At 69.8% G+C, this 23,955-nt stretch carries 22 protein-coding genes; 13 read left to right on the top strand and 9 right to left on the bottom strand.

Annotated elements, in window-relative coordinates:
- Nucleotides 1-174 precede the first annotated feature (174 nt).
- The 6 genes from ACH4S7_RS34150 to ACH4S7_RS34125 are packed head-to-tail and all read right to left on the bottom strand — an operon-like array spanning nucleotide 175 to nucleotide 5,950.
- Nucleotides 175-1,779 (bottom strand): SpoIIE family protein phosphatase, encoded by a 1,605-nt coding sequence (locus ACH4S7_RS34150; RefSeq protein WP_398525279.1) that lies wholly within the window; start codon nucleotides 1,777-1,779, stop codon nucleotides 175-177.
- Complete coding sequence (locus ACH4S7_RS34145) at nucleotides 1,776-3,272, bottom strand: sensor histidine kinase (RefSeq protein ID WP_398525278.1); 1,497 nt, start codon at nucleotides 3,270-3,272, stop codon at nucleotides 1,776-1,778. Before ACH4S7_RS34145 ends, ACH4S7_RS34150 begins: the two co-directional genes overlap by 4 nt.
- On the bottom strand, nucleotides 3,266-4,327 hold the full coding sequence (locus ACH4S7_RS34140) for an ATP-binding SpoIIE family protein phosphatase (RefSeq protein ID WP_398525277.1): 1,062 nt from the start codon (nucleotides 4,325-4,327) through the stop codon (nucleotides 3,266-3,268). The genes ACH4S7_RS34145 and ACH4S7_RS34140 overlap by 7 nt, the downstream gene beginning before the upstream one ends.
- The gene (locus ACH4S7_RS34135; protein WP_398525276.1) at nucleotides 4,315-4,737 is read right to left on the bottom strand and encodes an anti-sigma regulatory factor; all 423 of its coding nucleotides are present in this window, start codon (nucleotides 4,735-4,737) and stop codon (nucleotides 4,315-4,317) included. The genes ACH4S7_RS34140 and ACH4S7_RS34135 overlap by 13 nt, the downstream gene beginning before the upstream one ends.
- Complete coding sequence (locus ACH4S7_RS34130; protein WP_398525275.1) at nucleotides 4,734-5,102, bottom strand: STAS domain-containing protein; 369 nt, start codon at nucleotides 5,100-5,102, stop codon at nucleotides 4,734-4,736. The genes ACH4S7_RS34135 and ACH4S7_RS34130 overlap by 4 nt, the downstream gene beginning before the upstream one ends.
- Nucleotides 5,099-5,950: an STAS domain-containing protein gene (locus tag ACH4S7_RS34125; RefSeq protein WP_398525274.1), complete on the bottom strand. Its 852-nt coding sequence runs from the start codon at nucleotides 5,948-5,950 to the stop codon at nucleotides 5,099-5,101. The genes ACH4S7_RS34130 and ACH4S7_RS34125 overlap by 4 nt, the downstream gene beginning before the upstream one ends.
- A gap of 1,151 nt (nucleotides 5,951-7,101) precedes the next feature.
- On the opposite strand from ACH4S7_RS34125, the gene ACH4S7_RS34120 reads away from it, so the two are divergent.
- From ACH4S7_RS34120 to ACH4S7_RS34100, 5 genes are all read left to right on the top strand, one after another.
- A complete protein-coding gene (locus tag ACH4S7_RS34120; RefSeq protein ID WP_398525273.1) occupies nucleotides 7,102-8,055 on the top strand; it encodes an ABC transporter substrate-binding protein in 954 nt (317 codons plus the stop codon).
- A gap of 116 nt (nucleotides 8,056-8,171) precedes the next feature.
- Complete coding sequence (locus tag ACH4S7_RS34115; RefSeq protein WP_398525272.1) at nucleotides 8,172-9,134, top strand: iron chelate uptake ABC transporter family permease subunit; 963 nt, start codon at nucleotides 8,172-8,174, stop codon at nucleotides 9,132-9,134.
- Entirely contained in the window at nucleotides 9,127-10,164 is a 1,038-nt protein-coding gene (locus ACH4S7_RS34110; protein WP_398525271.1) for an iron chelate uptake ABC transporter family permease subunit, read from the top strand. The genes ACH4S7_RS34115 and ACH4S7_RS34110 overlap by 8 nt, the downstream gene beginning before the upstream one ends.
- Nucleotides 10,161-10,919, top strand: coding sequence for an ABC transporter ATP-binding protein (locus ACH4S7_RS34105; protein WP_398525270.1), 759 nt, complete (start codon nucleotides 10,161-10,163; stop codon nucleotides 10,917-10,919). Before ACH4S7_RS34110 ends, ACH4S7_RS34105 begins: the two co-directional genes overlap by 4 nt.
- A gap of 260 nt (nucleotides 10,920-11,179) precedes the next feature.
- The gene (locus ACH4S7_RS34100; protein WP_398525269.1) at nucleotides 11,180-11,725 is read left to right on the top strand and encodes a hypothetical protein; all 546 of its coding nucleotides are present in this window, start codon (nucleotides 11,180-11,182) and stop codon (nucleotides 11,723-11,725) included.
- A 101-nt stretch (nucleotides 11,726-11,826) separates the two neighbouring features.
- Here the strand turns inward: ACH4S7_RS34100 and ACH4S7_RS34095 are convergent, their stop codons facing one another.
- Together ACH4S7_RS34095 and ACH4S7_RS34090 are read right to left on the bottom strand one after the other, a co-directional pair.
- A complete protein-coding gene (locus tag ACH4S7_RS34095; protein ID WP_398525268.1) occupies nucleotides 11,827-12,921 on the bottom strand; it encodes an endonuclease/exonuclease/phosphatase family protein in 1,095 nt (364 codons plus the stop codon).
- 286 nt (nucleotides 12,922-13,207) lie between these two features.
- On the bottom strand, nucleotides 13,208-14,068 hold the full coding sequence (locus tag ACH4S7_RS34090; RefSeq protein WP_398525267.1) for a hypothetical protein: 861 nt from the start codon (nucleotides 14,066-14,068) through the stop codon (nucleotides 13,208-13,210).
- A gap of 313 nt (nucleotides 14,069-14,381) precedes the next feature.
- On the opposite strand from ACH4S7_RS34090, the gene ACH4S7_RS34085 reads away from it, so the two are divergent.
- Nucleotides 14,382-16,259 (top strand): hypothetical protein, encoded by a 1,878-nt coding sequence (locus ACH4S7_RS34085; RefSeq protein ID WP_398525266.1) that lies wholly within the window; start codon nucleotides 14,382-14,384, stop codon nucleotides 16,257-16,259.
- 67 nt (nucleotides 16,260-16,326) lie between these two features.
- Here ACH4S7_RS34085 and ACH4S7_RS34080 read toward each other — a convergent pair whose 3' ends face one another.
- A complete protein-coding gene (locus ACH4S7_RS34080) occupies nucleotides 16,327-16,779 on the bottom strand; it encodes a hypothetical protein (protein WP_398525265.1) in 453 nt (150 codons plus the stop codon).
- A 222-nt stretch (nucleotides 16,780-17,001) separates the two neighbouring features.
- Here ACH4S7_RS34080 and ACH4S7_RS34075 point away from each other — a divergent pair, with 222 nt between their 5' ends.
- The 7 genes from ACH4S7_RS34075 to ACH4S7_RS34045 all read left to right on the top strand — a co-directional run bounded on the left by ACH4S7_RS34075 (nucleotide 17,002) and on the right by ACH4S7_RS34045 (nucleotide 23,948).
- The gene (locus ACH4S7_RS34075) at nucleotides 17,002-18,186 is read left to right on the top strand and encodes a PucR family transcriptional regulator (protein WP_398525264.1); all 1,185 of its coding nucleotides are present in this window, start codon (nucleotides 17,002-17,004) and stop codon (nucleotides 18,184-18,186) included.
- A gap of 181 nt (nucleotides 18,187-18,367) precedes the next feature.
- A complete protein-coding gene (locus ACH4S7_RS34070) occupies nucleotides 18,368-19,444 on the top strand; it encodes an esterase/lipase family protein (RefSeq protein ID WP_398525263.1) in 1,077 nt (358 codons plus the stop codon).
- 223 nt (nucleotides 19,445-19,667) lie between these two features.
- Nucleotides 19,668-20,066 carry a Zn-ribbon domain-containing OB-fold protein gene (locus tag ACH4S7_RS34065; RefSeq protein ID WP_398525262.1) on the top strand — a complete coding sequence of 133 codons (399 nt, stop codon included), beginning with the start codon at nucleotides 19,668-19,670 and terminating at the stop codon, nucleotides 20,064-20,066.
- A 219-nt stretch (nucleotides 20,067-20,285) separates the two neighbouring features.
- A complete protein-coding gene (locus tag ACH4S7_RS34060) occupies nucleotides 20,286-21,608 on the top strand; it encodes an MFS transporter (RefSeq protein ID WP_398525261.1) in 1,323 nt (440 codons plus the stop codon).
- Nucleotides 21,609-21,913: 305 nt separating this feature from the next.
- Nucleotides 21,914-23,101, top strand: a complete 1,188-nt coding sequence (locus ACH4S7_RS34055; RefSeq protein ID WP_398525260.1) for a lipid-transfer protein — start codon at nucleotides 21,914-21,916, stop codon at nucleotides 23,099-23,101.
- A 2-nt stretch (nucleotides 23,102-23,103) separates the two neighbouring features.
- Nucleotides 23,104-23,559: a MaoC family dehydratase N-terminal domain-containing protein gene (locus ACH4S7_RS34050; protein WP_398525259.1), complete on the top strand. Its 456-nt coding sequence runs from the start codon at nucleotides 23,104-23,106 to the stop codon at nucleotides 23,557-23,559.
- Nucleotides 23,559-23,948: a MaoC/PaaZ C-terminal domain-containing protein gene (locus ACH4S7_RS34045; protein WP_398525258.1), complete on the top strand. Its 390-nt coding sequence runs from the start codon at nucleotides 23,559-23,561 to the stop codon at nucleotides 23,946-23,948. The genes ACH4S7_RS34050 and ACH4S7_RS34045 overlap by 1 nt, the downstream gene beginning before the upstream one ends.
- Nucleotides 23,949-23,955 lie beyond the last annotated feature (7 nt).

Raw genomic sequence — 23,955 nt, 5'->3', positions numbered from 1 at the left:
CGCGCGAGCGGCTCGTTCGCGGTGGTCCTCGGACAGGTCGCGACAGACGGCCACCGTACGAGAGGCACCCGCCGCGGACCATCGATGGGCAGCCTGGGGGCACGGCCCCCTCCACGCGGGACGACAGCGCGGCTGGCGCGCCCCGGGCAGACTGAAGCAGGCCGTCGTCGGTGGTCAGCTCAGATGCAGGGCGAGCAGGGCGATGTCGTCGTCCTTGTCCTTGCCGAAGGTCTGGAGCAGTAGGTCGCTCAGCTCCTCCAGATCGGCCGGTCCCGAGACCACCACGGCGCGGAAGTCGTCGAGGCTCTCCCCCAGATGTCTGCTGCGCTCCTCGACCAGGCCGTCGGTCATCAGCACCAGCCGGGTCTCCGGCGCGGTCTCGTGCACGGTCGCCGGAGGGTGCGGCAGGCCGAGCCCCAGGAGTGGGCCGTGCTCCACCAGGAATTCGGCCCGGCCGTCCGGCTGGACGAGCAAGGGGGGTATATGGCCCGCGTTGGAGACCTGGACCCGGCGTCCGCCCGGCTCGATCAGCACGATGCAGAGGGTGACGGTGACCCCGGGCCGCGAATGGGCCAGCAGGGTCTCGATGCGGTCGTGGATGCGGTGCGGCGGATGGCCCTCCAGGGCGTAGGCCCTGAGCGCATGCCGTATCTCGCCCATCACCACGGCGGCGGCGAGCGAGTGCCCCGCCACATCGCCGATGGCCACCAGCAGACCGTCGTCGGTCTCCAGCGCCTCGTAGAAGTCGCCGCCGATCTCGGCCTGCGCGCCGGCGGGCACATAGCGGAAGGCCATCTCGACACCGGCCACCGTCGGCAGCCCCTCGGGCAGGAACGTCTTCTGCAAGGTGAGGGCCAGCGAGTGTTCCTCGGTGTAGCTGCGCAACGATTCCAGCGACAGCGCGCAGGCGTTGGCGAGTTGCTGGAACAGCTCACGGTCATCCGTACCGCGCAGGGATTCGGCGGGTACGGCGAAGCAGAGGGGCGGCCGGCCCCGCTTCGTCCGGGCGACGATCAGCGCGATGTCACCGCGCAGGTGGTCGGAGGGCATCAACGACCGCCAGAGCGCCTGCGGAACGAGAGCGGTCTCGGCTCCCGTCCCGGGGCCCAGTGCCTGCGTGGCGAGCCGGTTCAAGGTACTGGCGTGCGCGGGCGTCAACCGGGGTGCCGTGCCCGGCCCCTCGGACATGCTGTGCACCACCTGGTTCTGTGGAGTCAGGAAGACCAGCGTGGCCGGACAGGAGAACAGCGCCGCGGCGCCGGTGGTGGCCGCGGCGGCGAAGGAGTGGAAGCCCACCGCCTTGTAGACGTCCAGCGTGGTGTGGTTCAGCGTCCGGAGCCGGTTGGCCAGCCGCTCGGCCCGCTGCCTCGCCCGGGTGTAGCGGAGCGTCGCGGTGAGTGTGGCCAGCAGTTCATCACGGTCGATGGGCTGGTTGAGATAGGCGTCCGCGCCGCCCTGGAGCCCCCGGGTGTGATCCTCGGGGGTCATCACGGTGGCCGAAACATGGATCACCGGGATGCCACAGGTGCGGGGGTTCGCCTTGATCCGCTCGCAGACCTCGAAGCCGCTGATGTCCGGCAGATTGACATCGATGATGGCGGCTTCCGGGAGCGGGGTGCCGGGCGCGTCCAGCAATTCCAGCCCGCTGGTGCCGTCCGGCGCCTCGATCACGGTGTGACCCGTGCGTCTGAGCCAGCTCCCCAGGATGTAGCGGGTGGTCGCGTTGTCGTCGACGACCAGCACGGTCGCCGGCGCGCCGTCCAGGCTCATGTCGTTCATGGGTCGTGCCGCTCCCGGTCTGAGCCGCCGGACGGGACGCGGTGCGAGCCGCCGGACGGAATGAGGTCGGCGTCCTTGCCGGTGTGAGGTTCGGGCAGGGACTGATCGGCGGTGGTCGGCCGGTCACCGATCCCGCGCGGGTCGAGGTCCGGCAGCCGGAACTCGACCCGGGTACCGCACCCGGGTGAACTGGTCAGCTCCAGCGATCCACCGAGCAGTTCGGTCAGCGTACGGGCGTAGGGCAACCCGAGGCCGGTACCGGGCCGGCCCCGCTGATGAGGGCCCGGCACCTGGTAGAACTCCTCGAACACCCGCTGCTGCTCCGCCGCCGGAATGCCGATGCCGCTGTCGGTGACGGTGAATGCGAGCCAGGGTCCCGACTCCGCCTTCACCGCGTGGACCTCCAGGCTGACCTCGCCCTCCTCGGTGAACTTCAACGCGTTGGACAGCAGATTGCGCAGAATCCGGGTGAGCAGCACCTCATCCGTCACCAGTACGGGAAGCTCGGCCAGTGGGGGCAGCCTCAGCACCACCGCGTCCGTGCGCACCGTGGAGCCGAGCGCGCCGCCGAGCTGCCCGACGACCGCGTGCAGATCGACTGGACCGAGCTGGGGTTCCAACTGGCCCGACTCCGCCTTGGCCACATCCAGCAGGTCGTTGACGAGTGAGAGGAGTGTCTGCCCCGACGAGGCGATCAGGGAGAGCTGTCGGTGCTGGTCGTCGTCGAGACGGGCCGATTCGGGATCCAGCAGCAGTCGGGAGAGCGCGACCACCGCATTGACCGGGGTGCGCAGCTCGTGACTGACATGGGCCCAGAAACGGGTCTTCGCCTCGCTGGCCGCACGGAGCAGCCGGGACTTGTCCTCCAGCTCGGTGTGGAGCGCGACCACGCCGCTGTTGGTCGTCTCCAGCTCCTGGGACAGCTCGGTGTAGAGGGCCAGCACCCCCCGGTTGGTCTCCTCCAGCTCGTCGTTGAGCCGCCGTAGCTCCTCGCGCTGCGCGCGGGTCTCCTCCAGGGTGGTGATCAGATCCCGGGTCTGGGCCCGCAGCTCCTCCTCCATGGTGGCCGGAGCCGTGCGCCGCAGGGCCTTCTGGAGCTGTTCCCGGCGTACGCGGAGGGTGTCCCCCGGCGGCACCGGCTGCTCCAGGACGATCCGGTGGGGGGTGCCCGGCAGGTGCCGGACCCGGTGGAGCAGCCGGGACGCGAGCTGGAGGGCCTGCCCGGCGGGCTCGGCGCCGCGGGCCCACTGGAGCGTCACCACCAGCACGATCGGCCCGTCCTCGCGCAGGTCGAAGGAGGCGGTCAGCTCACTGCTGCCGAGCCGTTCCCGGCCCAGCTCGCTGAGGGCAGTCGCCAGGCGGACCTGGTCCTGCCGCTCCATCCGGAGCGTCTCGGCGGCTTCCTGGCCACTGCGCCGGAGGGAGAAGACGTCCTGCGCGGAGCCGATGCCGAGGGTCACCAGGGGTTCGGGACCGTGGGCCGTCGTCACCATGCTCCCTTGACCACCACGATTCCCGCGTCATCCCGGCGTACGGCCGCTTCGCGCAGCAGTTGACCCGCGATCACCGGGGGAGTGTGCTGGAGGAGACCGGGGAGAGTGTCCGCGCTCCAGCGCTCGGTCAGCCCGTCGGAGTGCAGGACCAGCGCACCGTCGGGGGGCAGCGGCGCCTCGAAGGTGCGCAGCGTACGCATCTGGTGTCCCACGATGCCGGGAGCGGACAGCAGGCTCTTGCGGGTACCCGGGGCGATGAGGAAGCCGCTGACATTGCCGACGCCGCAGAGCAGGACCCGCTGTCGTTCCGGTTCGACGCGGGCGACGGCGACCGCGCCGCCACGGGTGCCGCGCAGCGCACCGTGGAGGTCTCGCATGATGCTCTCGGGATCGGTGGCCTTCGTCCGGCGGAAGGCCCCCACGGCGGCCTCGCTGGCGCGGGCCGCCAGGGGACCGTGTCCGAGCCCGTCGCAGACCATGACCAGCAGGGCGGGTCCGGTCTCCGCCCGGGTGTCGTCCACCCGGGCCGACCAGGCGTCGCCACAGACGGTCTCGCCGCTGATGGGCCGGGTGAGCCCGGTCACGACCGGGCCGGTGGGCGCCGGGTGTACGGGCGCGGGCCGGGTGCGGGGCCAGAACTGAGCCGCCATCACCGTGCCCCGGCCCGGCAGGGAGTGGATGTCGAAGGTGTCGGCGAGCCGGGCGACCGCGCCCAGCCCGATGCCGAGCGTGCCCGCCGTGGACGCCCCGTCCGCCAGCGCGGCGGATACATCGGCCATTCCCGGGCCGGTGTCCACGGTGACGAATTCGACACCGGCGCGGTCCGGGGTGCGCAGGACCCGCAGCAGCAGGGCCCCGTCCTCCGCATGGCGCTGGAGATTGGTTGACGCCTCGCTGACCGCCAACGCCACCTCGGACGCCCGGTGGGTGTCGAGGCCGATCCGACGGGCGAGTGCGGCGGCGGCTCCTCGGGCGGCGGCGGGGAAGGCGGGATCGCTCCGGAACCAGGCGACGTCCTCGCACTCCAGCACCGTCAGCCCGGTCACCGGGCCCACTTGATCAGCGACACGGTGGTTCCGCGGCCTACTTCCGTATCGAGGGAGAATTCGTCGACCAGGCGCCGCGCGCCGCTCAGCCCCAGGCCGAGGCCGCCGCCCGAGGTCCAGCCGTCGGTCAGGGCCAGGTCGACATCGGGGATTCCCGGCCCCGAGTCCTCGAAGACCGCGAGGGCCCCGGCCCGGCCGTTCCGCCGGACCAGACCGATGCGGGCCTCGCCACCGCCCCCGTACACCAGGGTGTTCCGGGCCAGTTCGCTGGCGGCCGTGATGAACTTCGTCTGGTCCACCAGCGAGAGCTTGCACCGCTGTGCCAGTTCACGGGCGAGTCGTCGCACCCGGACCACATCGTCGTTGGCCACGATGGGCAGCGACTGCGGCTCTCCGTCGTGTGTCCAGGGCGTGGTCATGCCCGGCCCGCGTCGCCCCGGTCCAGCAGGGCGAGCCCCTTCTCCAGATCGAGCGCGGTGCGTACGCCCCCCAGGGACAGACCGAGTTCCACCAGGGTGATGGCCACCGCGGGGCGCATGCCCACGACGACCGTCTCGGCGTCCAACATGCGGGAGATGGCGGCGATGGTGGCGAGCATCCGGCCCACGAACGAATCCACGATCTCGACCGCGGTGATGTCGATGACCACACCGCGCGCGGAACGGGCGACGATCTGATGGGCCAGGTCCTCCTGGAGGTTCATCACGGTGTCGTCCTCCAGGTCCACCTGGATCGACACCAGCAGAACATCCCCGATCCGCAGGACCGGTACCCGATCGGTCACGGCTGCCCGCCCTTGCGGGACACCATCTCGACGCCCGACCGGCGCAGGGCGAGCTGGAGCGCGTCCGCGAGGCTGGCCTTGGTCACGATGTCGCCGAACTCGATGCCCAGCGCGACGATGGTCTGGGCGATCTGCGGACGAATCCCGGAGACCGTGCACTCGGCGCCCATGAGGCGCGCCGCCACGATCGTCTTGAGCAGATGCTGGGCGACCTGGGTGTCGACGGCCGGGACGCCGGTGATGTCGATGATCGCCTGCTCCGAGCCGGTGTCCACCAGCGCCTGGAGCAGCTTCTCCATCACGACCTGGGTCCGCGCCGAGTCGAGAGTGCCCACCAGCGGAACGGCGATCACTCCGTCCCACAACTTGACCACGGGGGTGGAGAGTTCCAGCAACTGGTCGGCCTGGGCCGAGATGATCTCCTCGCGGGCCCGGGTGTAGGTCTCGATGGTGAACAGCCCCAGATCGTCCAGGAGCCGGCTCAGCCGGAGGTACGACTGGATCTCGTCGGGGGACCCGCCTTCCAGCACCGGCTCCAGGACCCGCTTGAGGGCGAGCACGCTCAGCGCGGTCTCGCTCGGGGTGAACCCCTGCCGGGCCCGGTTCCGTGACAGCTCGGTGAGCAGGGCCCGCAGCTCCGACAGGGCTTCGTCGTGCACACCCTGAGCGCCTGCGCGGAGGGCGTCCACCAGCGCTGCGTACAACTCGCGCAGCTCCCGGTCCAGCTCGGCCCGGCTCACCCGGCCGGCCAGTCCCTCGGAGACCTTGCTGACCCACTGGTCGGCGAAATCATGGTCATCCGCCGACAACAGTTTCACCAGCCTGGCCGAACCATCCTGCTTCGCCACCACGGCCACTCCTTGAAGATCAGCTGATGAGATCACGTAATGCTCGGGGAAGCGTACGGCATGTCCGGGCAGGTGCGGGCACGGGAAGTCGCTGTCCGGCCCGCACGGAACGCGCCTTCCGGCACAAGCCCTGTCGATTACCCGCCGACGTCACCACGGACCGGGTGAACGGGGTAATGCTCGGGGCGGCTTCCCGTTCCTTTACCCGGTACACGCCACGCGATATGTGACGGTCCTCACGGCGGATTTCCGATGGTGCCCGGCAGTGCTGGGAGGAGGCGCGCCCGGGACGGATGCCACCGGGAGACGCGCCCATGAGTGCGCTGTCCTTCGGGCCCGTTGCCCAGCCGGGGGGTGCGCCGACTGGCAGGCATCCGGGCCGCAACCCTGGTAGGTGTCGACAGGGGCCGGGCGGATGAGGTGAGCTTGAGCCGGGGGTAGGTGTTCCGCTGGCGGTTGACCGGCTTTCGGTTGCCTCGGAAGTCGTCTTCCCGCAGGTCGAGTCGGCGGTTCGGCGGACGGAGCGGGATTTTCGCCGGCCGGCGCGAGAGGGAAGGCGCGGGATTCCCCACCGGTCGCCACCGGTGGGGAATCCCGCGCCTTGCGTTGCCGACGGGACCGGTCTCTGGTGGAGCCGGTATCGCGGAAACCGCGCTATCGCCTCTTCTTCGCCTGAATCCAGAGGACGACCGCGATCAGCAGGACGACCACCACTATCCATTTCATTGCGTCGGCAACCCCATCCGGTGTCGTATCGGTTCTCGTGGCGAGGGGCGGGAGTCCCGCGGTCGGCTCGGTGAGGAGCCGACCGGGACCGCCCCGCACTGTGTGCGGGCGTGGCGACCGATGCCCCGAGTGGTAGTTCGGGACCGCCGGTCACCACGGAAGTGCTGATGCCCCCGGGGCGCCGGTTGAACCTCCGCCGTTCTCCGGCCGGTGGTTGGTGAGGGGTGTCGGGGGGGCCGGTAGGTGGGTTCCGGACACCCGATGAGAAGGTTCTGGACAGGCGGTGAGAGGTGCAGATCGCGGTTAGGTTAGGCTAAGCAAAGTCGAGTTCTTCGCAGCCTCACCGCATCCGCGCGGTGTCGGCTGCCCTTCGGTCCTGGGAGTCATCCGCCGTGCGATCCGTCCGTTTTCGCAAGTCCATAGTCGTGACCAGTACGGTCCTGTGCGCGGGAATGGTGCTGAGCGCCTGCGGGGGATCTGGTGAGTCCTCGGACTCGGGTAAGAGCGAGGGCAACGTCACCGTTGCGACCGCCAAGGGGAACCTCGAAGTTCCCCGGAAGCCCGACCGGGTCGCGGCGCTCGACAACACGTCGTTCGCGACCCTCAAGGCGTTCGGTGTGAAGCCCGTCGCGGTGCCGAAGGCGCTGCTGCCGAAGGAGGGCTTCGATGACTGGCGAAACGATTCTTCCATCAAGGACGTGGGCACCCACCGCGAGCCCAAGTTCGAGGCGCTCAATGCCGCCGAGCCGAACCTGATCATCGGCGGCTACCGCTTCACCGACCACCACGCCAAGCTGGCCAAGATCGCCAAGACGGTCGATGTCGCCCCGTCCGACGAGGCCAAGGGCGGGTACGTCAACTCGCTGCGGACGCAGACCGAGGCGCTCGGCAAGATCTTCGGCAAGGAGAACAAGGCCAAGGAGATCGTCGCCGCCCTGGACAAGGCCCGGACGTCCGCGGTCGACGCCACCAAGGGCGAGAGCGTGTTCCTCGCCGTCGCCAGCGCCGGCAAGGTCGACAACGGCGCCAGCCGCATCGGGCGCCTCACCGAGCCGCTGAAGCTGAAGAACGTGCTCAGCTCCGAGGGCGAGGACAGCACCTCGGTGCACGACAACTCGGGGCTCGCCCCCGAGACGATCGCCCAGCGCAACCCCGACTGGATGATCATGCTGGACCGGGATGCGGCCACCGGCGGCGAGGGCACCGAGCTGGTCGCCGCGAAGAAGATCGTGGAGGGCATGGAGGCGTGGGACAAGACCACCTTCCGCCAGAAGAACCAGGTCATCTACCTGGCGAGTGACTTCTACCTGACCGAGGGCGTGCAGGCGTACACGGACGCCTTCGACCAGGTGGCGACCGCGTTCACCGCGGCCGGCTGACACTTCCCCATCGGTACGGCCCCCCGGCCGTTCAGGATCCAGGGCCGGTCCGACAAGATCGCTCGGACCGGCCCTGGCCGGGGGGCCGCCGCCGACCCATCCGCCCCGGAAGCCATATGCGCCGACTCTCCCTCCCGCTGGCCACCCTCGGTGTGCTCGCCCTCGTCACCGCCTCACTCTTCGTCGGCGGCTACGACATCGATCTGAACGCCCTGTTCAGCGACCCCGACGCCCGGAACATGTTCCTCATCTCCCGGGTGCCACGCACGCTCGCCCTGGTCCTCGCCGCCGCCGCGATGGCCGTCTCCGGCGTGATCATGCAGATGCTCGTACAGAATCGATTCGTCGAGCCGACCACCACCGGCACCAGCGAGTGGGCGGCCCTGGGCGTGCTGCTGCTCACCCTTCTCGCACCGGCCGCGCCGCCGCTGGTGAAGATGGGCGCCGCCAGCGCCTTCGCCTTCGTCGGCGTGCTCGTCTTCCTGCTCGTCCTCGGCCGGATCGCGCTCAAGTCGCAGGTCATCGTGCCGATCGTGGGCATCATGCTGGGCGCCCTGGTGGGCGCTGTGACGCTGTACATCGCGTCGTCCGCGAATCTGCTGCAGATGCTCGCCACCTGGCGCTCGGGCGGGTTCAGCTCGGTGGTACGCGGCAACTACGAGCCGCTGTGGCTGGTGGGGGCCATCGTCGTCGGTCTCTATCTGGCGGCCGACCGCTTCACCATCGCCGGGCTCGGGCGGTCCACCGCCACCAGCCTGGGGCTGCCCTACCGGCGCATCATGTTCACCGGGCTCACCATGGTCGCCCTGGCCACCGGAGTGACCACCGTCGTCGTCGGGTTCATTCCGTTCCTGGGCCTGATCGTGCCGAACCTCGTCTCGATGGCCCGCGGCGACGACGTCCGCAGCAATCTGCCGTGGGTGGTGCTCAGCAGCGTGGCCCTGATGATCGCCTGCGATCTCGTCGGGCGGCTCGTCGTCTTCCCGCTGGAGATTCCGGCGACGGTGGTGCTCGGCGCCGTCGGGGCGGTCGTGTTCGTCGCGATGATCCTGCGTCAGCGAGGGAAGGCCCATGTCTGAGACTCATCCGCCGGCCCCGTCCCCCGTCGATGCGGTACGGGTCGGCAAGGGCGACGCCCCGGCCGCGCCCCCCGGCCGGGGGCTCCCGGCGGCCGCCCGGCTCGCCGTGGCGGGCGGGCTCGCCGCCGTCGCCGTCGTCTGCTTCCTCTTCCTGTTCATCGAGGGGTCCTTCGAGTTCGCCTTCGAGCGACGCCTGACCGTGCTCGGGACGATGGTGATCGTCGCGTTCACCCAGGCCGTGGGAACGGTGGTGTTCCAGACCATCACCCACAACCGGATCCTCACCCCGTCGATCATGGGGTTCGACTCCGTCTACATCCTGACGCAGACCCTCCTGGTCGCGGTGTTCGGCGGCAGCGTGCTCGCCGCGACGGACGGGATGCCGAAGCTCATCACCCAGACGCTGCTGATGGTCTGCTTCACGATGCTGCTCTTCGGCTGGCTGTTCTCCGGGCGCGCCGGCAGCCTCCATGTGCTGCTGCTGGTCGGTGTGGTGCTCGGCCTCGCCTTCCGCAGCCTGTCGGACTTCCTACAGCGGCTGCTCTCACCCGCCGAGTACGACGTGCTGTCGGCACGGCTGTTCGGACGGCTCACCAGCGCCGAGGTGGCGTACCTGCCGCTGGCGGGCGCCGTGTGTCTGATCGCCGGCGTCATCGTCTGGCGGCGCCGCTACCGGCTCGACGCCCTCCTGCTCGGCCGGGACGCCGCGACCAACCTGGGCATCGCCTTCAAGCGCGAGCTGGCGGTGCTGCTGCTGCTGATCTCGCTGCTGATCGCGATGTCGACCGCGCTCGCGGGCCCCATGACGTTCTTCGGGTTCGTCACCGCGATGCTCGCCTACCAGATGTCGGGCACCCACCGGCATGTCATCGTGCTGCCGATGGCGTTCCTCATCGGGCTGCTCACCCTGGTGGGCGGACAGTTCATCTTGGAGCACGTCTTCTACGCCTCCGGAATGCTCACCGTCGTCATCGAATTCCTCGGCGGGGCGATTTTCCTCGTCCATCTCCTCCGGAAGGGCACCCTGTGATCGAGTTCACCGACATCCGTAAGGCGTACGGCGACGACACCGTGCTCGGCCCGGTGTCCGGGCAGATCCCGGCGGGCGGCGTCACCTCGCTCGTCGGCCCCAACGGAGCCGGGAAGTCCACGCTGCTGACCATCATGGGCCGGCTCACCGAGCCGACCTCGGGAACCGTGACCGTCGACGGTCTCGACGTGCACCGGGCCAAGTCGCAGGACGTGGCGCGGACCCTGTCCATACTCCGCCAGGAGAACCACTTCACCGCCCGTGTGTCGGTGCGGGATCTGGTCTCCTTCGGGCGCTACCCGCACAGCCGCGGCCGGCTGACCCGGCAGGACATCGCCCATGTCGACGACGCGCTCGACTTCTTCCACCTCGGCGACCTCCAGCACCGCTTCCTCGACCAGCTCTCCGGTGGCCAGCGCCAGCGCGCGTACGTGGCGATGGTGCTGGCCCAGGACACCCAGTACGTCCTGCTGGACGAGCCCCTCAACAACCTCGACATGAAGCACTCCGTGCGGATGATGGGCCAGTTGCGCCGCGCCGCGGACGAACTCGGCAAGACCATCGTCCTGATCGTGCACGAGATCAACTTCGCCGCCACCTACTCGGACCGGATCATCGCCCTCAGGGACGGCCGTATCGCGGCCTCAGGCGGTGTCGACGAGATGATCCAGGCCGAGGTGCTCAGCGAGGTGTTCGACACCCCCGTCCGGATTCACGAGGTCGACGGGAAAAGGACCGCCGTGTACTACCGGTGAGACCGGCCTCCGCGCCGCACGGTCCTCGCCCCCGGCGTCCGTCGGGAGCGAGGACCCCTGGCGGACGTGCAGGACCTTCCGGCGCAGCACCGATGCGCCGCCCCCTCCCGTGGCTCCGGCCGGCCTCCGCGCCGTACGGGCCACGGGCACGGCCCCCCGCCTCCGGCTGCTTCCCACGTAGACGATGCGACCGGTATCGCTACTACGCTCACGGCCAGGAATCCCGGGCGGTCCTGGCCCGGCGAATCCGCGAGGCAGGGATGCCACTCGCTGATGCCTCCGTGGTGCTCGATGGGACCCGCGAGGATGCCCGCGCCGTGCTGGAAGGACACGCCAGAAACGCGCGCGAGACCGCGACGTCGGCCCGATCGGCAGTCGAGGAGATCCTCCGCGAACTCCCGGGTGCGCACCGGGCCACGGCGCGGCTCGGTGGAGCAGAACTGGCCAGCGCCGTACGCCAGGTCGCCTCTGCAGTGGCGTCCGCTCCGGTGCGGGAGGAGTACCCGGTACTCGGCTGCGTCCTGATCGAACTCGAACGCCAGGAAGTGCGACTCGTGGCCACGGACCGCTACCGCTTGGCGGTTCGCGCGCTGCAACCCTCCTCCTTCGAGGGCGACCCGTGTCGCGTCCTGGTCGGTGTTGCGGAACTGAAGGGCATCACGTCCTGGGCCATGCGCCTGCCGGATATCACCCGTGAGGTGCAGCGGCAGAGCGTGCGGCTGCACGGAGACGGTGCGGAACGTGACCTCCCGACCGTCTCCGCGACACGTCGACTGACGCATGACGCTTCACTTGATCGACAGTGAGCGCGAGATCATGGACCCTCATAACCCCGTTGTCAGGCTGTGAGCGAGGCCGGTGCGGCCGCGACCCGGGGTCGACGGCCGCTCACGGGAGACGAGCCTGCTCAGCGGGTGGCCACCCGGAAGGTGCTGAGTACGGCCTTGTGGTCGGTCGGCCAGGTCCAGGTGGGCTCCCAGAACCTTTCCCTGCCCGACTCCTCCACCCGCTCGTTGCGCACGATGCTGCTGGACGGCCCGACGATCACGCTGTCGAGCAGTCGGATCCGCCGGTCCGGGTGGTAGAAGACGAAGTCGATCCGGTCCCGCTCGTCGGCCTTCGGCGCCCAGGTGAGCTGGCCGACGTCGGCGCCGGGATTGTCGCTCGGCCAGGTGAAACCCGGCCTGCGGACGGGGTCCGGGTGGATCACGCGATAGCTGTCGCGGAAGCCGGCGTCCTCGATCGCCTTCGTCGTCGACCACGGGACGACGGTGCCGTGGTGGTCGAACAAGTTCCGGGTCCGGCGGTTCCAGTCCCGGTGAGAGGGTTCGTTGAAGTCACCGGCCAGCAGCGTCAGCCGCCCCTTGGCCCGCTCCTTCGCGGCGTCCGCGAGCACCGTCCTCGTCACCTTCGTGCGTCCCGAGGCCGCGTTGAGCCGCGTGATCAGGTCGACATCGGTGATCGGACCGGTCGGGATCTCGCCCCAGCCGTACTCGGAGGTCTCCAGGGGCGACGGCGTGCCGCCGCCGTAGCCGCGCGGCAGGTAGTTGACGTAGTAGCGGTACTCCAGATGCCCGGAGTACGCCGCGACCTCGGTGCCGTCGACCGAGACGACCGCCTTCGACCAGGAGGGGAATGACGCGTGCTCGATGATCGGGTAGCGCGAGATCACCGCCGGATCGACCGGGTTCTCGTTGTCGAAGTAGGTCAGCCCGCGGTCGGCGAGATCGGCCAGGAGATGGGCCACCCGCTCCGGGTTCGACTCGCTGAGCATCACCACGTCCGGTTTGACCGCGGCGACGGTGTCGGCGATCCCCGCCCGGCCGCCGGGCACCCGGCTGCCGCCGAGCCAGATGTTGAACTGCATGACCTTGAGCGTTCGGTGCGAGGGCCTGCGGTGCTTCCACTGATCCCGCGGGGCGGCCTCGGCCGTGCCCGCTGCCAGCACTCCCGCGCCGACGGTCGCGCCGACCATCCCGAGCACTTCGCGACGCTTGACCATCAATGACCTCCAGTTAGTGCCATGCATCCATGGCCCGGTCACTGTTCGACCCGGGCCGGGGACAAGTGTCGAGGCCCCCCGTGTATGACACATGAACCCAGCCGCAACGTCAGATGCCGAAAGATCAATAGCGTCTCCGCGGCGTGGCGGGTGACCTGTCATCGGCATCCGCATGAGGCTGCGGACATGCACCGGTAGGCCCACCGCGGTCCGCCGCAGCGTGCAGAGGCGCCGGGAAACCCACCTGAGTCGTTGAGCGGTGGCCCACGAGAGGCAGCGGGGAGGCTCAGTCGCCGCCTCCGCAGCCGCCCCCGCCTCCGCGGGAGTCCGTACCGGTGCCGTCCGCCCAGCCGTCTCCACCGGGGTTCGGCGCGTCACGTTGCGACCGGGTCGGCCTCCGCTCGCGCCGCGGACGAGGCGGGGTCGGCCGGGACGCCCCCTTGCTCATCGCGGTGCGGATCCGGCCGGGGAGCCCCTCCAGCGCGGCATCGGCCACGCGCCGGCAGTACCGGTTGAAGCCCCGCCAACGCCGGGTGTGCTCGTCCGGCCACGCCGCCGCGCAGAGGGCGAGCAGACCCCAGACGGGCCACCACACCAGGACCCACAGCGCGGGGTCCCCGCCCAGGAAGGGGAGGCGCACCCCGGCGCCCAGGCCGTGTGCGGTCATACCGAAGCTGATGCCGCACGCGGCGAAGGCCGCGACGATCCGGCCGGGCTCGGCGTACCGGCGCACATCCGGGACGCGCCGGCTGAGCCGGCTCCGGTACGCCTCGAAGTCATCCGCGTCCAGGATCTCGTACAGCCGGGTCCTTCTGGTGCCCCGGCGTCGGATGGCTTCGAAGAGCGCGGACAACACGGGGTCGGCCGGTTCGGGTACGTCGGCCACGGCCGTGACCACGCCCGCGTCCGAGACCTCAACGGCCCCCCGCAGGGCGAGGATGCCCACGGCCGTCCGCGCGGCATTCCGCCCCTCACCCGCCTGCCACGCCGCCTCCACCGGACCGATCCCCTCCCGCTTGACGCGCCGAATGGTCGCGCGGTCGGCCCACCCCCGGATCAAGCACCAGCACCCCAACGCCCCATTGACCGCTGCAAAGCCCAGCAGCCACCAGACCACCAAGCGTCCCTCATCGGTCACCCACTCCATCGCTGCCCCCTGGTATGCAATCGCGCGGTTCAGTGACCAGCGAGTCTCGCGAACCGCCACGTGGAACACGACTGTTGGACGCACAGGAGAGTACCGAGGGTCGGATCGCCCACGCTCGGATACCGGAAGGTGGAGGGAGTCGGCTCCCCCCGGCTGGTCGTCCCGGGCGTTGCGGGCCGTGCTGCGCGACGCGAGGGCCGCCAGGCCGTTTACGCGGCATCGGGCGATGGGCGTTGACGCACCCCGGGCGTGCGCCGTGATGCTCTGTCACGTCCCCATAGGGAGTGGACGATGACACAGAGGTGCACCTGATATGAAGCTGTCCAGAATCGGACGACCGCCCCGCAGCCGCCGTATCGCGCTGCTGGCCACGAGCGCGACCGCGCTCGCGGCGTTCACCATCCCGTACACCACCGCCACGGCCGCGCCCACCGCGCCGCAAGAGCGCGAACGCTCGTCGACGCCCGCCCACCGTGGGCCGGTCCTCGACGCGCAGCAGACGGCCCGTGCCCAGGTGGACGAGTGCTTCAAGTCCATCGGGGGTCCGCGCCCGCAACCACAGGGCGGTGCCTGTCCGTCCGGGTTCCAGCCGAAGATCAACGGCGCCTATGTGTGGAGCGCGGCGCGGTCCGGTGACTACGCGTACTTCGGCACGCTCTCCAACATCACGTGCAACGCGTCCTCCACCTACTCCGGCAACACGACTCCGTACGTGGTGAAGAACGCGGACGTGTGCGAGTTCGGCAAGGGCGCCAACGCCGGGGCGCTGGGCGAGATCTACGGTGACGCCCGCACCCCCCAGGTGCTGCGCGTCAACGCCGACACCCAGCAGGTCGAGGACCTGACGCCGACCTCGGACCCGCTGATCAAGCGCACGGTGGGTCTTCGCGGCGCCGCTTCCCACAACGATGTGGTCTTCCTCTTCGGGCAGACGGTGAACGAGGGGCAGACCCTGGGCCAGGGGCTGTCGATGTTCGCCTTCGAGGGCAGCACCGGCAGGTTCCTCGGCTCCAAGGCGTACACCGACCTGGTCAGCGCGCGCGGAGGCGTGGTGGCCGCGGACGGCAATCTGTATCTGGCGGGCCGCGCGCCCGGGGTCAACGGCGGCCGGGTGCTGCGCTGGACCGGTGACAAGGAGAACCCGTTCGCCTTCGACGTCGTCGCCCAGTTGGAGAACGACCCCGGCTACCTCACCACCTTCAAGGACCGTCTCGTCGCCTCCGGTTGGGGTACCCAGGTGCCCGGCGAGAGAGGTGCCGTCAGCGGCGGCACATCGAAGGTGTGGATGAGCCCGCCGATCCCGTCGGCGGGGCTCACCTTCGACGGTGCGGCGGCCTGGGAGCCCATCTTCTCCTGGGACGAGTACGACCCCGATCCGATGCTCAGCAAGGGCATCGCCTGGGGCGCGCTGACCGAGTGGCGGGGCGAGTTGTACGTGGGCAGTTACAACCAGGCCGCGGTGGGCGCGGTGCAGACCATGTGGAAGGCGTACGGGCAGCCCAAGGGGGACGTGCTGCGCAAGCGGGACATGCTCTCGGCCGCCCGTCCGACCACGGTCTTCCGGATCAGTGATCCGGGCTCGGCGAAGCAGCGGACCACCCTGCTGTACGGGGAGGAGAAGCTGCCGGTGTACAACCCGAACACCAAGCGGTGGAGCTCCAAGCCCAACCTGCTGGGGCAGAAGCCCATGTTCGGCCCGTCGGGCTTCAACGGCAACGTCGGCAACGCGTACTCCTGGACCTTCACGGTCTTCCAGGACCGGTTGTACATGGCCACGTTCGACAGCAGCGGGCTGATCACCCCCGGCTCACACTTCACCGCGGTCAACAACGGCCTGTCGCAGGCGGCGAAGAAGAGTCTGGAGTTGGTGGTCGGGCCGTCGTTGAAGGCCACTCTGGGCGGTGGTGACGTCTGGCGGATGGACGACCCGGACAAGCCGGCCGTGGCCGAGACGCTGAACGGCTTCGGCAACCGTTCGCAGCAGGGCGTGCGTGTCTTCCTCCCCTTCGAGGACAAGGGGTTCCTGTACGCGGGCATGGCTTCTTCCTGGAACCTCCGGGCGACCGCCAGGGACCGCGGTGGCTGGGAGCTCAACCGACTGACTCCGGGCGCGAAGCGGGCACCGCTGGACACTCGGCTGCCCAAGGACGCGCGGGAGGCCGCGGCCGGCGCCGGGATCACCGGCTTCTGACCCCTGCGGTGACACATGCACCCCGGCCCCGCCCGCCGACTGTCGGCGAGCGGGGCCGGGGTGCATGTCACCGGGGTGTGGGGTGCGGCGCCTTGGAGGAGCCACGGCCCCTGTTGACCAGTCGGGTGACCTGCTGACGGGAGCGGCCGGCGACGCGCGCCAGTTCGGTGAGGCTGAGACCTCCGTCGTCGACCGCGGCGCGGTAGCCCTCCGCCCGAGCGAGAGTCACGGCGCCGTTCAGGGCCCGGAGCGCGGCGGAGAAGTCCGCCCACGCGGCTTGCCCGGCATCGCCGCCGAGCACCACCGGCGGTGGACCCGGGCGGCGGCTGGCGCGCAGCTCCACCAGGGATTCCTCCACGCTCCCCAGGGCGTTCTGGAAGTCACGGCAGCGGGCCAGAACGGTGTCGATCAATCGATAGAACTCGGCGAGTTCACCGTAGGGCACATCCGACTGGCAGGGGGTGGTGTCCCCGGCCCCCCTCGCGTCCGTGGCTCTCTCGGTCGGTCCCTGCGCCGGCATCGCGGCCTCCTCCTTGGTGTGTCAGCCCATCATAGGTGAGTCACAGATACCCACTTGTGAGAATCGTAGAGCTTTATTCGCAAGACTCGTGAAGCTTGATGTGAATATGTGCTAACTCTTGTAGAGTCCGGGATGGTGGAGGTGACCTTGCGCGAGCCACGCGCTCCCGAACCGTGTCCGGACGGGCCTCCCGGCATACCGTCCGAGGCGGATATCGCGTCGGTGCTACGGCACTCGGCCGAGTTGCTCCAGCCGGATCTGCCGGCGTTCACCGAGGGTGTGGTGGCCCGGGTGCGCGCGGTCAGCGCGCACTACGGCGATCCGTCGCTGCCCCCACTCGATCTGACGCGGTCCGCGCTGACGGCCTTCGACGCTTTTGTCGCCGGGCTCATCGCGCCGGACAGGGTGGCGGAGTCGGGCGACCACGCGTGGGCCGTCGGCGACCGGCGCGGGCGAGATGGCGTCCCGCTCCCGGCGCTGTTGGACGCCTACCGCATCGGTACGACCGGCCTGTGGGACGCGCTGGTCGCACGGGTGGTGCGCGAGTCACCGGGGCGGGTCACGGCCATGGCGTACGCCGCCGGTGAGGTGTGGCGGCGGGCGGACGGGGATGTCGCCGTGATGGTCGAGGCGCACCGGAGGGCCCTGGCCCGACCGCTGCCCGCTACCGGTCACTGCCGACACCTACCGATGCTTCAGGCGCTGTTGCGTGGACACGCTGACCCCGCGCACCTGGCGGCGCTGACCGCGTCCCTGGGCCTGCCCCGGTACGGCCGGTACGCGGTCGTCCTGCTGCGCGGCCCCGGAGTGCGGCCACGCGAAACGGAGTCGGGGTACGAGGTCCGCAACGGCGTCGAGTTGTACTGGTGCCCGCAGGACGACGGGGTGGCGATCGTGGCACTGCTCGGTGACCGGCCGCTGACCGCTCTGGGTGCGCTCGTTCCGGTGGGGACGCACGCCCGAGGCGGTGTCAGCGCGGTGGTGACCGGGCTGGCTGCATTGGGCCGCGCCCGTCACCTCGCGGAGTTGGCGCTCGGTGCCTGCCGGGCGGACGGGGAGCTGACCCAGCTGGGGGACCGGCTCTCCCGGGTGTTCGTACTGACCCGGCCGGATCTGGCCGGAGACCTCGCGGACCAGGTGCTCGGTCCCGTACTGGAGCTACGAGCGGCCGACCGCGATGAGTTGCTGACCACGCTGGCCGCCTGGCTGGACTGCGACGGCTCCACCCGGCGGGCGGGCGAGCGGCTGTACTGCCACCGGAACACCGTGCTCAACCGACTGCGCCGCATCGAAGCGCTCACCTGCCGCCGGCTGGCGCACCCACGTGACGTGGTGGACCTGGCCATGGCCCTGGAGGCGCAGCGGGTGAGCGCGCCGCCTGACGCCCGGATCCGTGGCGACTCCTGATGCGGAGCGGCCCACCTGTGCCGGGGACACGGGGAACGGCCCCGGTGGTGTGCGTGGGCACAGGATGGCTCGCGCGGTGGAGCAACGTCCTCCCCTCATCTACCCGCCGTACCGGGCCCGTGTGACATTCGGCGGTGCAGCCACGGCCCAGCAGCCGGAACACCGGATGGAAGGAGCCCCCATGCGCCCCCACCGATCCCGAGGTGACCATGTACACGACGCCTTCACCGCCCACGGCGGACCCGGCGTACTCCGTGTACCTGGCGTACTCCGCGTACTTCTCGTCATGCTCGTCGCGACCACCGTGTTCGCGCTCGTCGTGCCCGTCGCACCCGCAGCGGCGCAGGCCGCACGGTGGGTCGGTGTCGGCCCCGTCGACGGCCCACTGCTGAGTACACCACCCGACAGACTGGCCGCGGCCTTGAACTGCCCGGCCGGCTTCCCGCGCTCGGAGCGCGAGCCGGTGCTCCTCGTCCACGGCACCGGGGTGAACGCCGATCTCAACTGGAGCTGGAACCAGGGCCCCGCACTGCGTGAGCGGGGGTACGACGTGTGCACGGTCGACCTGCCCGGCCGGTCGACCGGGGACATCCAGGAGTCCGCCGAGTATGTCGTCCACGCCGTCGCCGCGCTGCACTCCGCCACCGGGCGCAAGGCCGACGTCATCGCCCACAGCCAGGGCGGCCTCCAGATCCGGTGGGGCCTGACCTGGTGGCCGGGGCTGCGGAACATGGTCGACGACGTCGTCAGTCTCGGTACGCCCGAGCACGGCACCGTGGCAGGTGATCTGTTGTGTGCGCTTCCCTGTGCGGCGGCGGCACACCAGATGACGCCGGGTTCGGCATTCCTCGGCGCGCTGAACTCCGGCGACCAGACGCCCGGCGCCGTCTCGTACACCTCGATCTACACCCGTGACGACCTGGTGGCCGTCCCGTACCGAACGGCCGTCAGGGACGGGGCGCGCACCATCGGTATCCAAGAGGTCTGCGGCATACGGCTGGTGACCCACGTCGGACTGGTCTACGACTCGGTGGCGTTCCGGCTGGTGCTCGACGCGCTGAGCCGACCCGGCCCCGCTGATCCCCAGCGGCTGCCGGCCGGCGCATGTCTCGGTTACCCGTACGCCCCTGGGGTCAGCGCCCTCGACGTCGTTCACGCGAGCGCCGTGGTGGTGCCCGCTGCGGTCACGGCGCTCGCCACGGCCCCGCGCAGCAACCACGAACCGCCGCTGCGCCCGTACGCCTTGCCGCAGCAGTGAGGTGCCCCGGATGACCCCCGCCAGGGGGATGTCCGGCTGGTAGACCTCTCCTCGCCGGTCGCCGAACTCCCGCACCCCGAGCCGCGTGCGGGAGTTCGGGCGCCGTAGTGGTCGCGGGGCGGTGGGCCCGGTTCACTTCTCTGTCGCGCTGTGCGATCGCCGGAGAGGGGGTGAGGATGGCAGAGTGGCACTCAGTTCCTTATTGAAGGGTACTGAGTGCCATATGGTTCATCATCTGTCCCCGTCGAAGGCCGGCGATGCCCCCGTGTGTCGGAGCGGCGACTCCGGACTCACCTATCAGCGCTGCCGCTGGTGCGGCACCGCGTCCTTCCGGCGGCTCCTGTGTCCCGTCTGCTCATCGAGCGAGTTCCGCTTCGAGTGCGGGCCGGGGCGCGGTGTCGTCGTTGAATCGACCGTCGTGCACCGCTACTCGGGTGCGGCGCGCAATGAGTCACTCGTCCGGTTCCCCGAGGGATTCGTGTTCCGCTGCCGGATCGTCGGCGCACCCCCGTGTGACATCCGGGCCGGGATGCGGGTGCGCCCCGCCGCGGGCCAGGATCCGGGCGCCGGGGAGATCGTCCTTGAGGTGTGCGACACCGGTGGACTCATCGACTGGCGCTGAGAGCCGGCCGGTTCCTGTGTCGGCCCGCGGGAGACCCCCCGGCCGGTGGTCGGGTCGGGGCCGCTGTGGTCATGTCGGGGGAGCCATGTCAGCAAGTTAATTGTCAGTAACTAATGCCATGGATTCCACTTTCCGCGGGAGCTCGTCCCCAGCTCTTGTTCAGTCAGGTTACGGATGGTTCACTTCAGGCCAATTAGGTCGTGTTCCGAGGAGGCTCGTATGCCTGTTGATCAGGACGCACAATCCGGCTCGACCCCTGTGGATGTGGGGCGTGGCCAGAGCCCTTCCGTCGGGCGCCGGGCCTGGGGCGTCCTCGCCCTGTTGGTCTGTCTGATGCTCGTCAACTACGCCGACAAGGTCGTCGTGGGTCTGGCCGGCGTCGACATGAAGAAGGACCTCGGGCTGGACGACGCCCAATTCGGCGTGATCCAGAGCAGCTTCTTCTGGCTCTTCGCCGTCGGGTCCATCCTCGGTGGTTGGCTGGGTGGCAAGATCCGCGCCCGCTGGCTGCTGGCGGGGATCGCGGTCATCTGGGCGCTGAGCCTGGCGCCCATGGCCGCGCAGGCCGGCTTCACCACGATCATCGCCTGCCGTGTCCTCCTCGGTTTCGCGGAGGGGCCGACCACGGCTCTCGCCATGCAGGTGGCCCATTCCTGGTTCCCCGCCCACAAGCGAGCCATCCCCAGTTCGATCGTCGTGGCGGGTGCGGGCATCGGGCCGCTCATCGCGGCCCCGGTGCTGACCTGGGTGATCGCGGAGTACTCCTGGCATATGGCCTTCGGCACCCTGGCCGTGTTCGGGGCGGTCGTGGCCCTGCTGTGGTTGCTGGCCGGCGACTCGGGTCCGGAGGGCACCTCCACCGGTCACGGCGGCACGGCGGCGACGGTCCTGCCGGATCGGGTGCCGCTGGCCAGGCTGTTCGGCACCGGCACCCTCATCGGCATGATGCTGCTGTTCTTCGTGGCGTACGCCAACACCTCGGTGAAAGTGAGCTGGCTTCCGCTCTACTTGCGGGAGGGCCTGGGATATGACGCCGGGACGGCCGGGAACCTCGTCGCTCTCCCCTATCTGGGAAGTGCCATCGCGGTGATCCTCGCCGGCGTGGTGTCCCGCGCGCTGACCCGGCGCGGGATCGGGAACCGCATCACCCGCGCTGTCCTGCCGGCCGGCCTGGTCCTGGCCTCCGGGCTGTGCACCATAGGGTTCTCCTCGCTCGACCGGGGCGCGCCGCAGATGGCGCTGCTCATCCTCGGCTCATGTCTGAACTCGGCCGGGTACGGCGTCGCCTTCGCCGGGCTCGCCGACGTGGTCCCGGCCGGTCAGCGCGGCATCGCGTTCGGCATCGTCACCGGCGTCTACAGCCTGGGCGGGGTCATCGCCCCCATGGTGATCGGCGAACTCGTCGCTTCGGGCGAATCCGTCGCGGCCGGTTATGGCGACGGGTTCATGCTCCTCGGCGTCACGATGATCATCGGAGCGGTGATCGCGCTGATGCTCGCCCATCCGGACCGAGACGCCGCGAAGCTCGCCGCCAAGACCTGATCGAGCGCGCCTCCGCCGCTCGCCTTGCTGCCGTCCGCCGTACGGACCCGTCCGTACGGCGGTCTGGCATGAGGTTAACCGATATTCACCTCCGAATCGGATCGTCATCCCTTGAGCGGCTGGAAGTGAATGCGGGGCGCGGATGTGTTCCCCGTCCGTCCGGGTGGCCGAGAGGGCGGGCGGGGTGCGGGAGCTCTCGGGGTCAAATTTTCGACAGAAACCACTCGACAGCGATGAACATCCCTTGACAGCAGGCAACTTTACGAGAAAAGTGAAGGCGCGCTAACCCGAAACTGGAGGACTGCATGAGTCGCAGAGTGCTGGTGGCCGGAGTGGGCATGGTCCCGTTCGCCAAACCCAGTGCCGCCAAGCCGTATGACGAGATGGGCGCGGGTGCTGTCCGGGCCGTGCTGACGGACGCGGGACTGCCCTACGACAGAATCCAGCAGGTGTACGCCGGGTATGTCTACGGCGACTCCACCTGTGGTCAGCGCGTGGTCTACCAGTTCGGCATGACCCAGGTTCCCGTGGTCAACGTCAACAACAACTGCGCGTCAGGCTCCTCCGCGCTGTGGCTGGCCCGCCAGGCCGTTGAGAGCGGTGCCGTCGACTGCGCTCTCGCCGTCGGCTTCGAGCAGATGCCGCCGGGCGCCCTCAGCGCCAAGTGGACCGATCGGCCCTTGCCGCTGACCGACTTCATGGGGGCGCTGAAGGACATCTATGACGTCGACCCGAACCTGCCGATGACGCCCCAGTACTTCGCGGCGGCCGGTGTCGAGTACATGGAGAAGTACGGAATGAGGGCGGACACGTTCGCCAGGGTCTCGGTCAAGGCGCGCACCCACGCGGCCGGCAACCCCTACGCCGTCTTCCGTGACCCGATCACCCTGGACGATGTCCTCGGCGGGCCGCGCATCGCCGGACCGCTGACCCGCCTCCAGTGCTGCCCGCCCACCTGCGGTGCCGCCGCGGCGATCGTCTGCTCCGAGGAGTTCGCCCGCCGCAACGGCCTCACCCCCAAGGTCGCCATCGCGGCGCAGACCCTCCGGTCCGACGCAGCCGGCCTCTTCGACCGGAAGAGTGCGATGTCGTTGGTCGGCACCGAGGTGACGCGGGCCGCGGCCAACGAGGTCTACGAGCAGGCCGGCGTCGATCCACGTGACATCAAGGTCGTCGAGCTGCACGATTGCTTCACCGTCAACGAGGTCCTCACCTATGAGGGCCTGGGCCTGTGTGAGGAGGGCGGCGCCGAGAGGTTCATCCTCGACGGCGACAACACTTACGGCGGCCGAGTCGTGACCAACCCGTCCGGCGGCCTGCTCTCCAAGGGGCATCCGCTGGGCGCGACGGGGCTCGCCCAGACGGCCGAGATCACCTGGCAGTTGCGCGGCGAGGCCGGGGCCCGGCAGGTCGATGGTGTGACCCTCGGCCTCCAGCACAACCTCGGCCTCGGCACCGCCGGAGTCGTCACCCTCTTCGAGAAGGTGTCCTGATCATGCCCATCGATCCCGCCGTCATCGGCACCCGCACCGAAGCGTTCCACACCACGGCCGAGCGTGGCCGTCTCCGCTTCTTCGCGCGCGCGACGGGCCAGACCGACGATGTGTACACGGACCTGACCGCCGCCAGGACGGCCGGCCACCCGGACCTGCCCCTGCCGCCGACCTTTCTGTTCTGCCTGGAGATGGACAACCCCGACCGGGGCAGCTTCCTCGCTGACCTCGGGATCGACATCCGCACGATCCTGCACGGCGGCCAGGAATTCACCTACCACGCCCAGGCGTACGCCGGTGACCGGCTGACCTTCTGGACCGAGGTCAGGGACGTGTACACGAAGAAGGGCGGCGCGCTGGAGTTCATCGTGCGCGCCACCCACATCACCCGCGACGGCGCGCCGATCGCCACGCTGACCAGCACCACCGTCGTGCGCGACCCGAAGGCGGCCGAGTGATGACCACCCTGAACACCGGCGACAGCCTCAGCCTCGAAGCCCCGAAGATCACGCGTACCACCCTCGCGCTGTACGCGGGAGCCTCGGGCGACCACAACCCGGTGCACATCGACACCGACGCCTGCGCGGCCGTCGGCATTCCTGACGTCTTCGCCCACGGAATGCTCTCCATGGCGTACCTGGGCCGACTGCTCACCGACTGGGTTCCCCAGGAGCGGATCGTCTCCTACGGGGTGCGCTTCTCCGCGATCACCCCGGTCAACGCCACCTCGGTCTGCACGGGCACCGTCACCGCGGTGACGGACGGGGTCGCCCACCTCGACCTCACGGTCTTCCTCCCCGATGGCACCGTGTCCCTCCGGGGTTCCGCCGCCATCACCGTCAACTGACCCATCC

The organism is Streptomyces sp. NPDC020965 (assembly GCF_044333555.1).
Classification (GTDB): Bacteria; Actinomycetota; Actinomycetes; order Streptomycetales; family Streptomycetaceae; genus Streptomyces.
The sequence above is the reverse complement of the archived record's forward strand: the minus strand, read 5'-3'. Positions and strand labels throughout refer to the sequence as shown.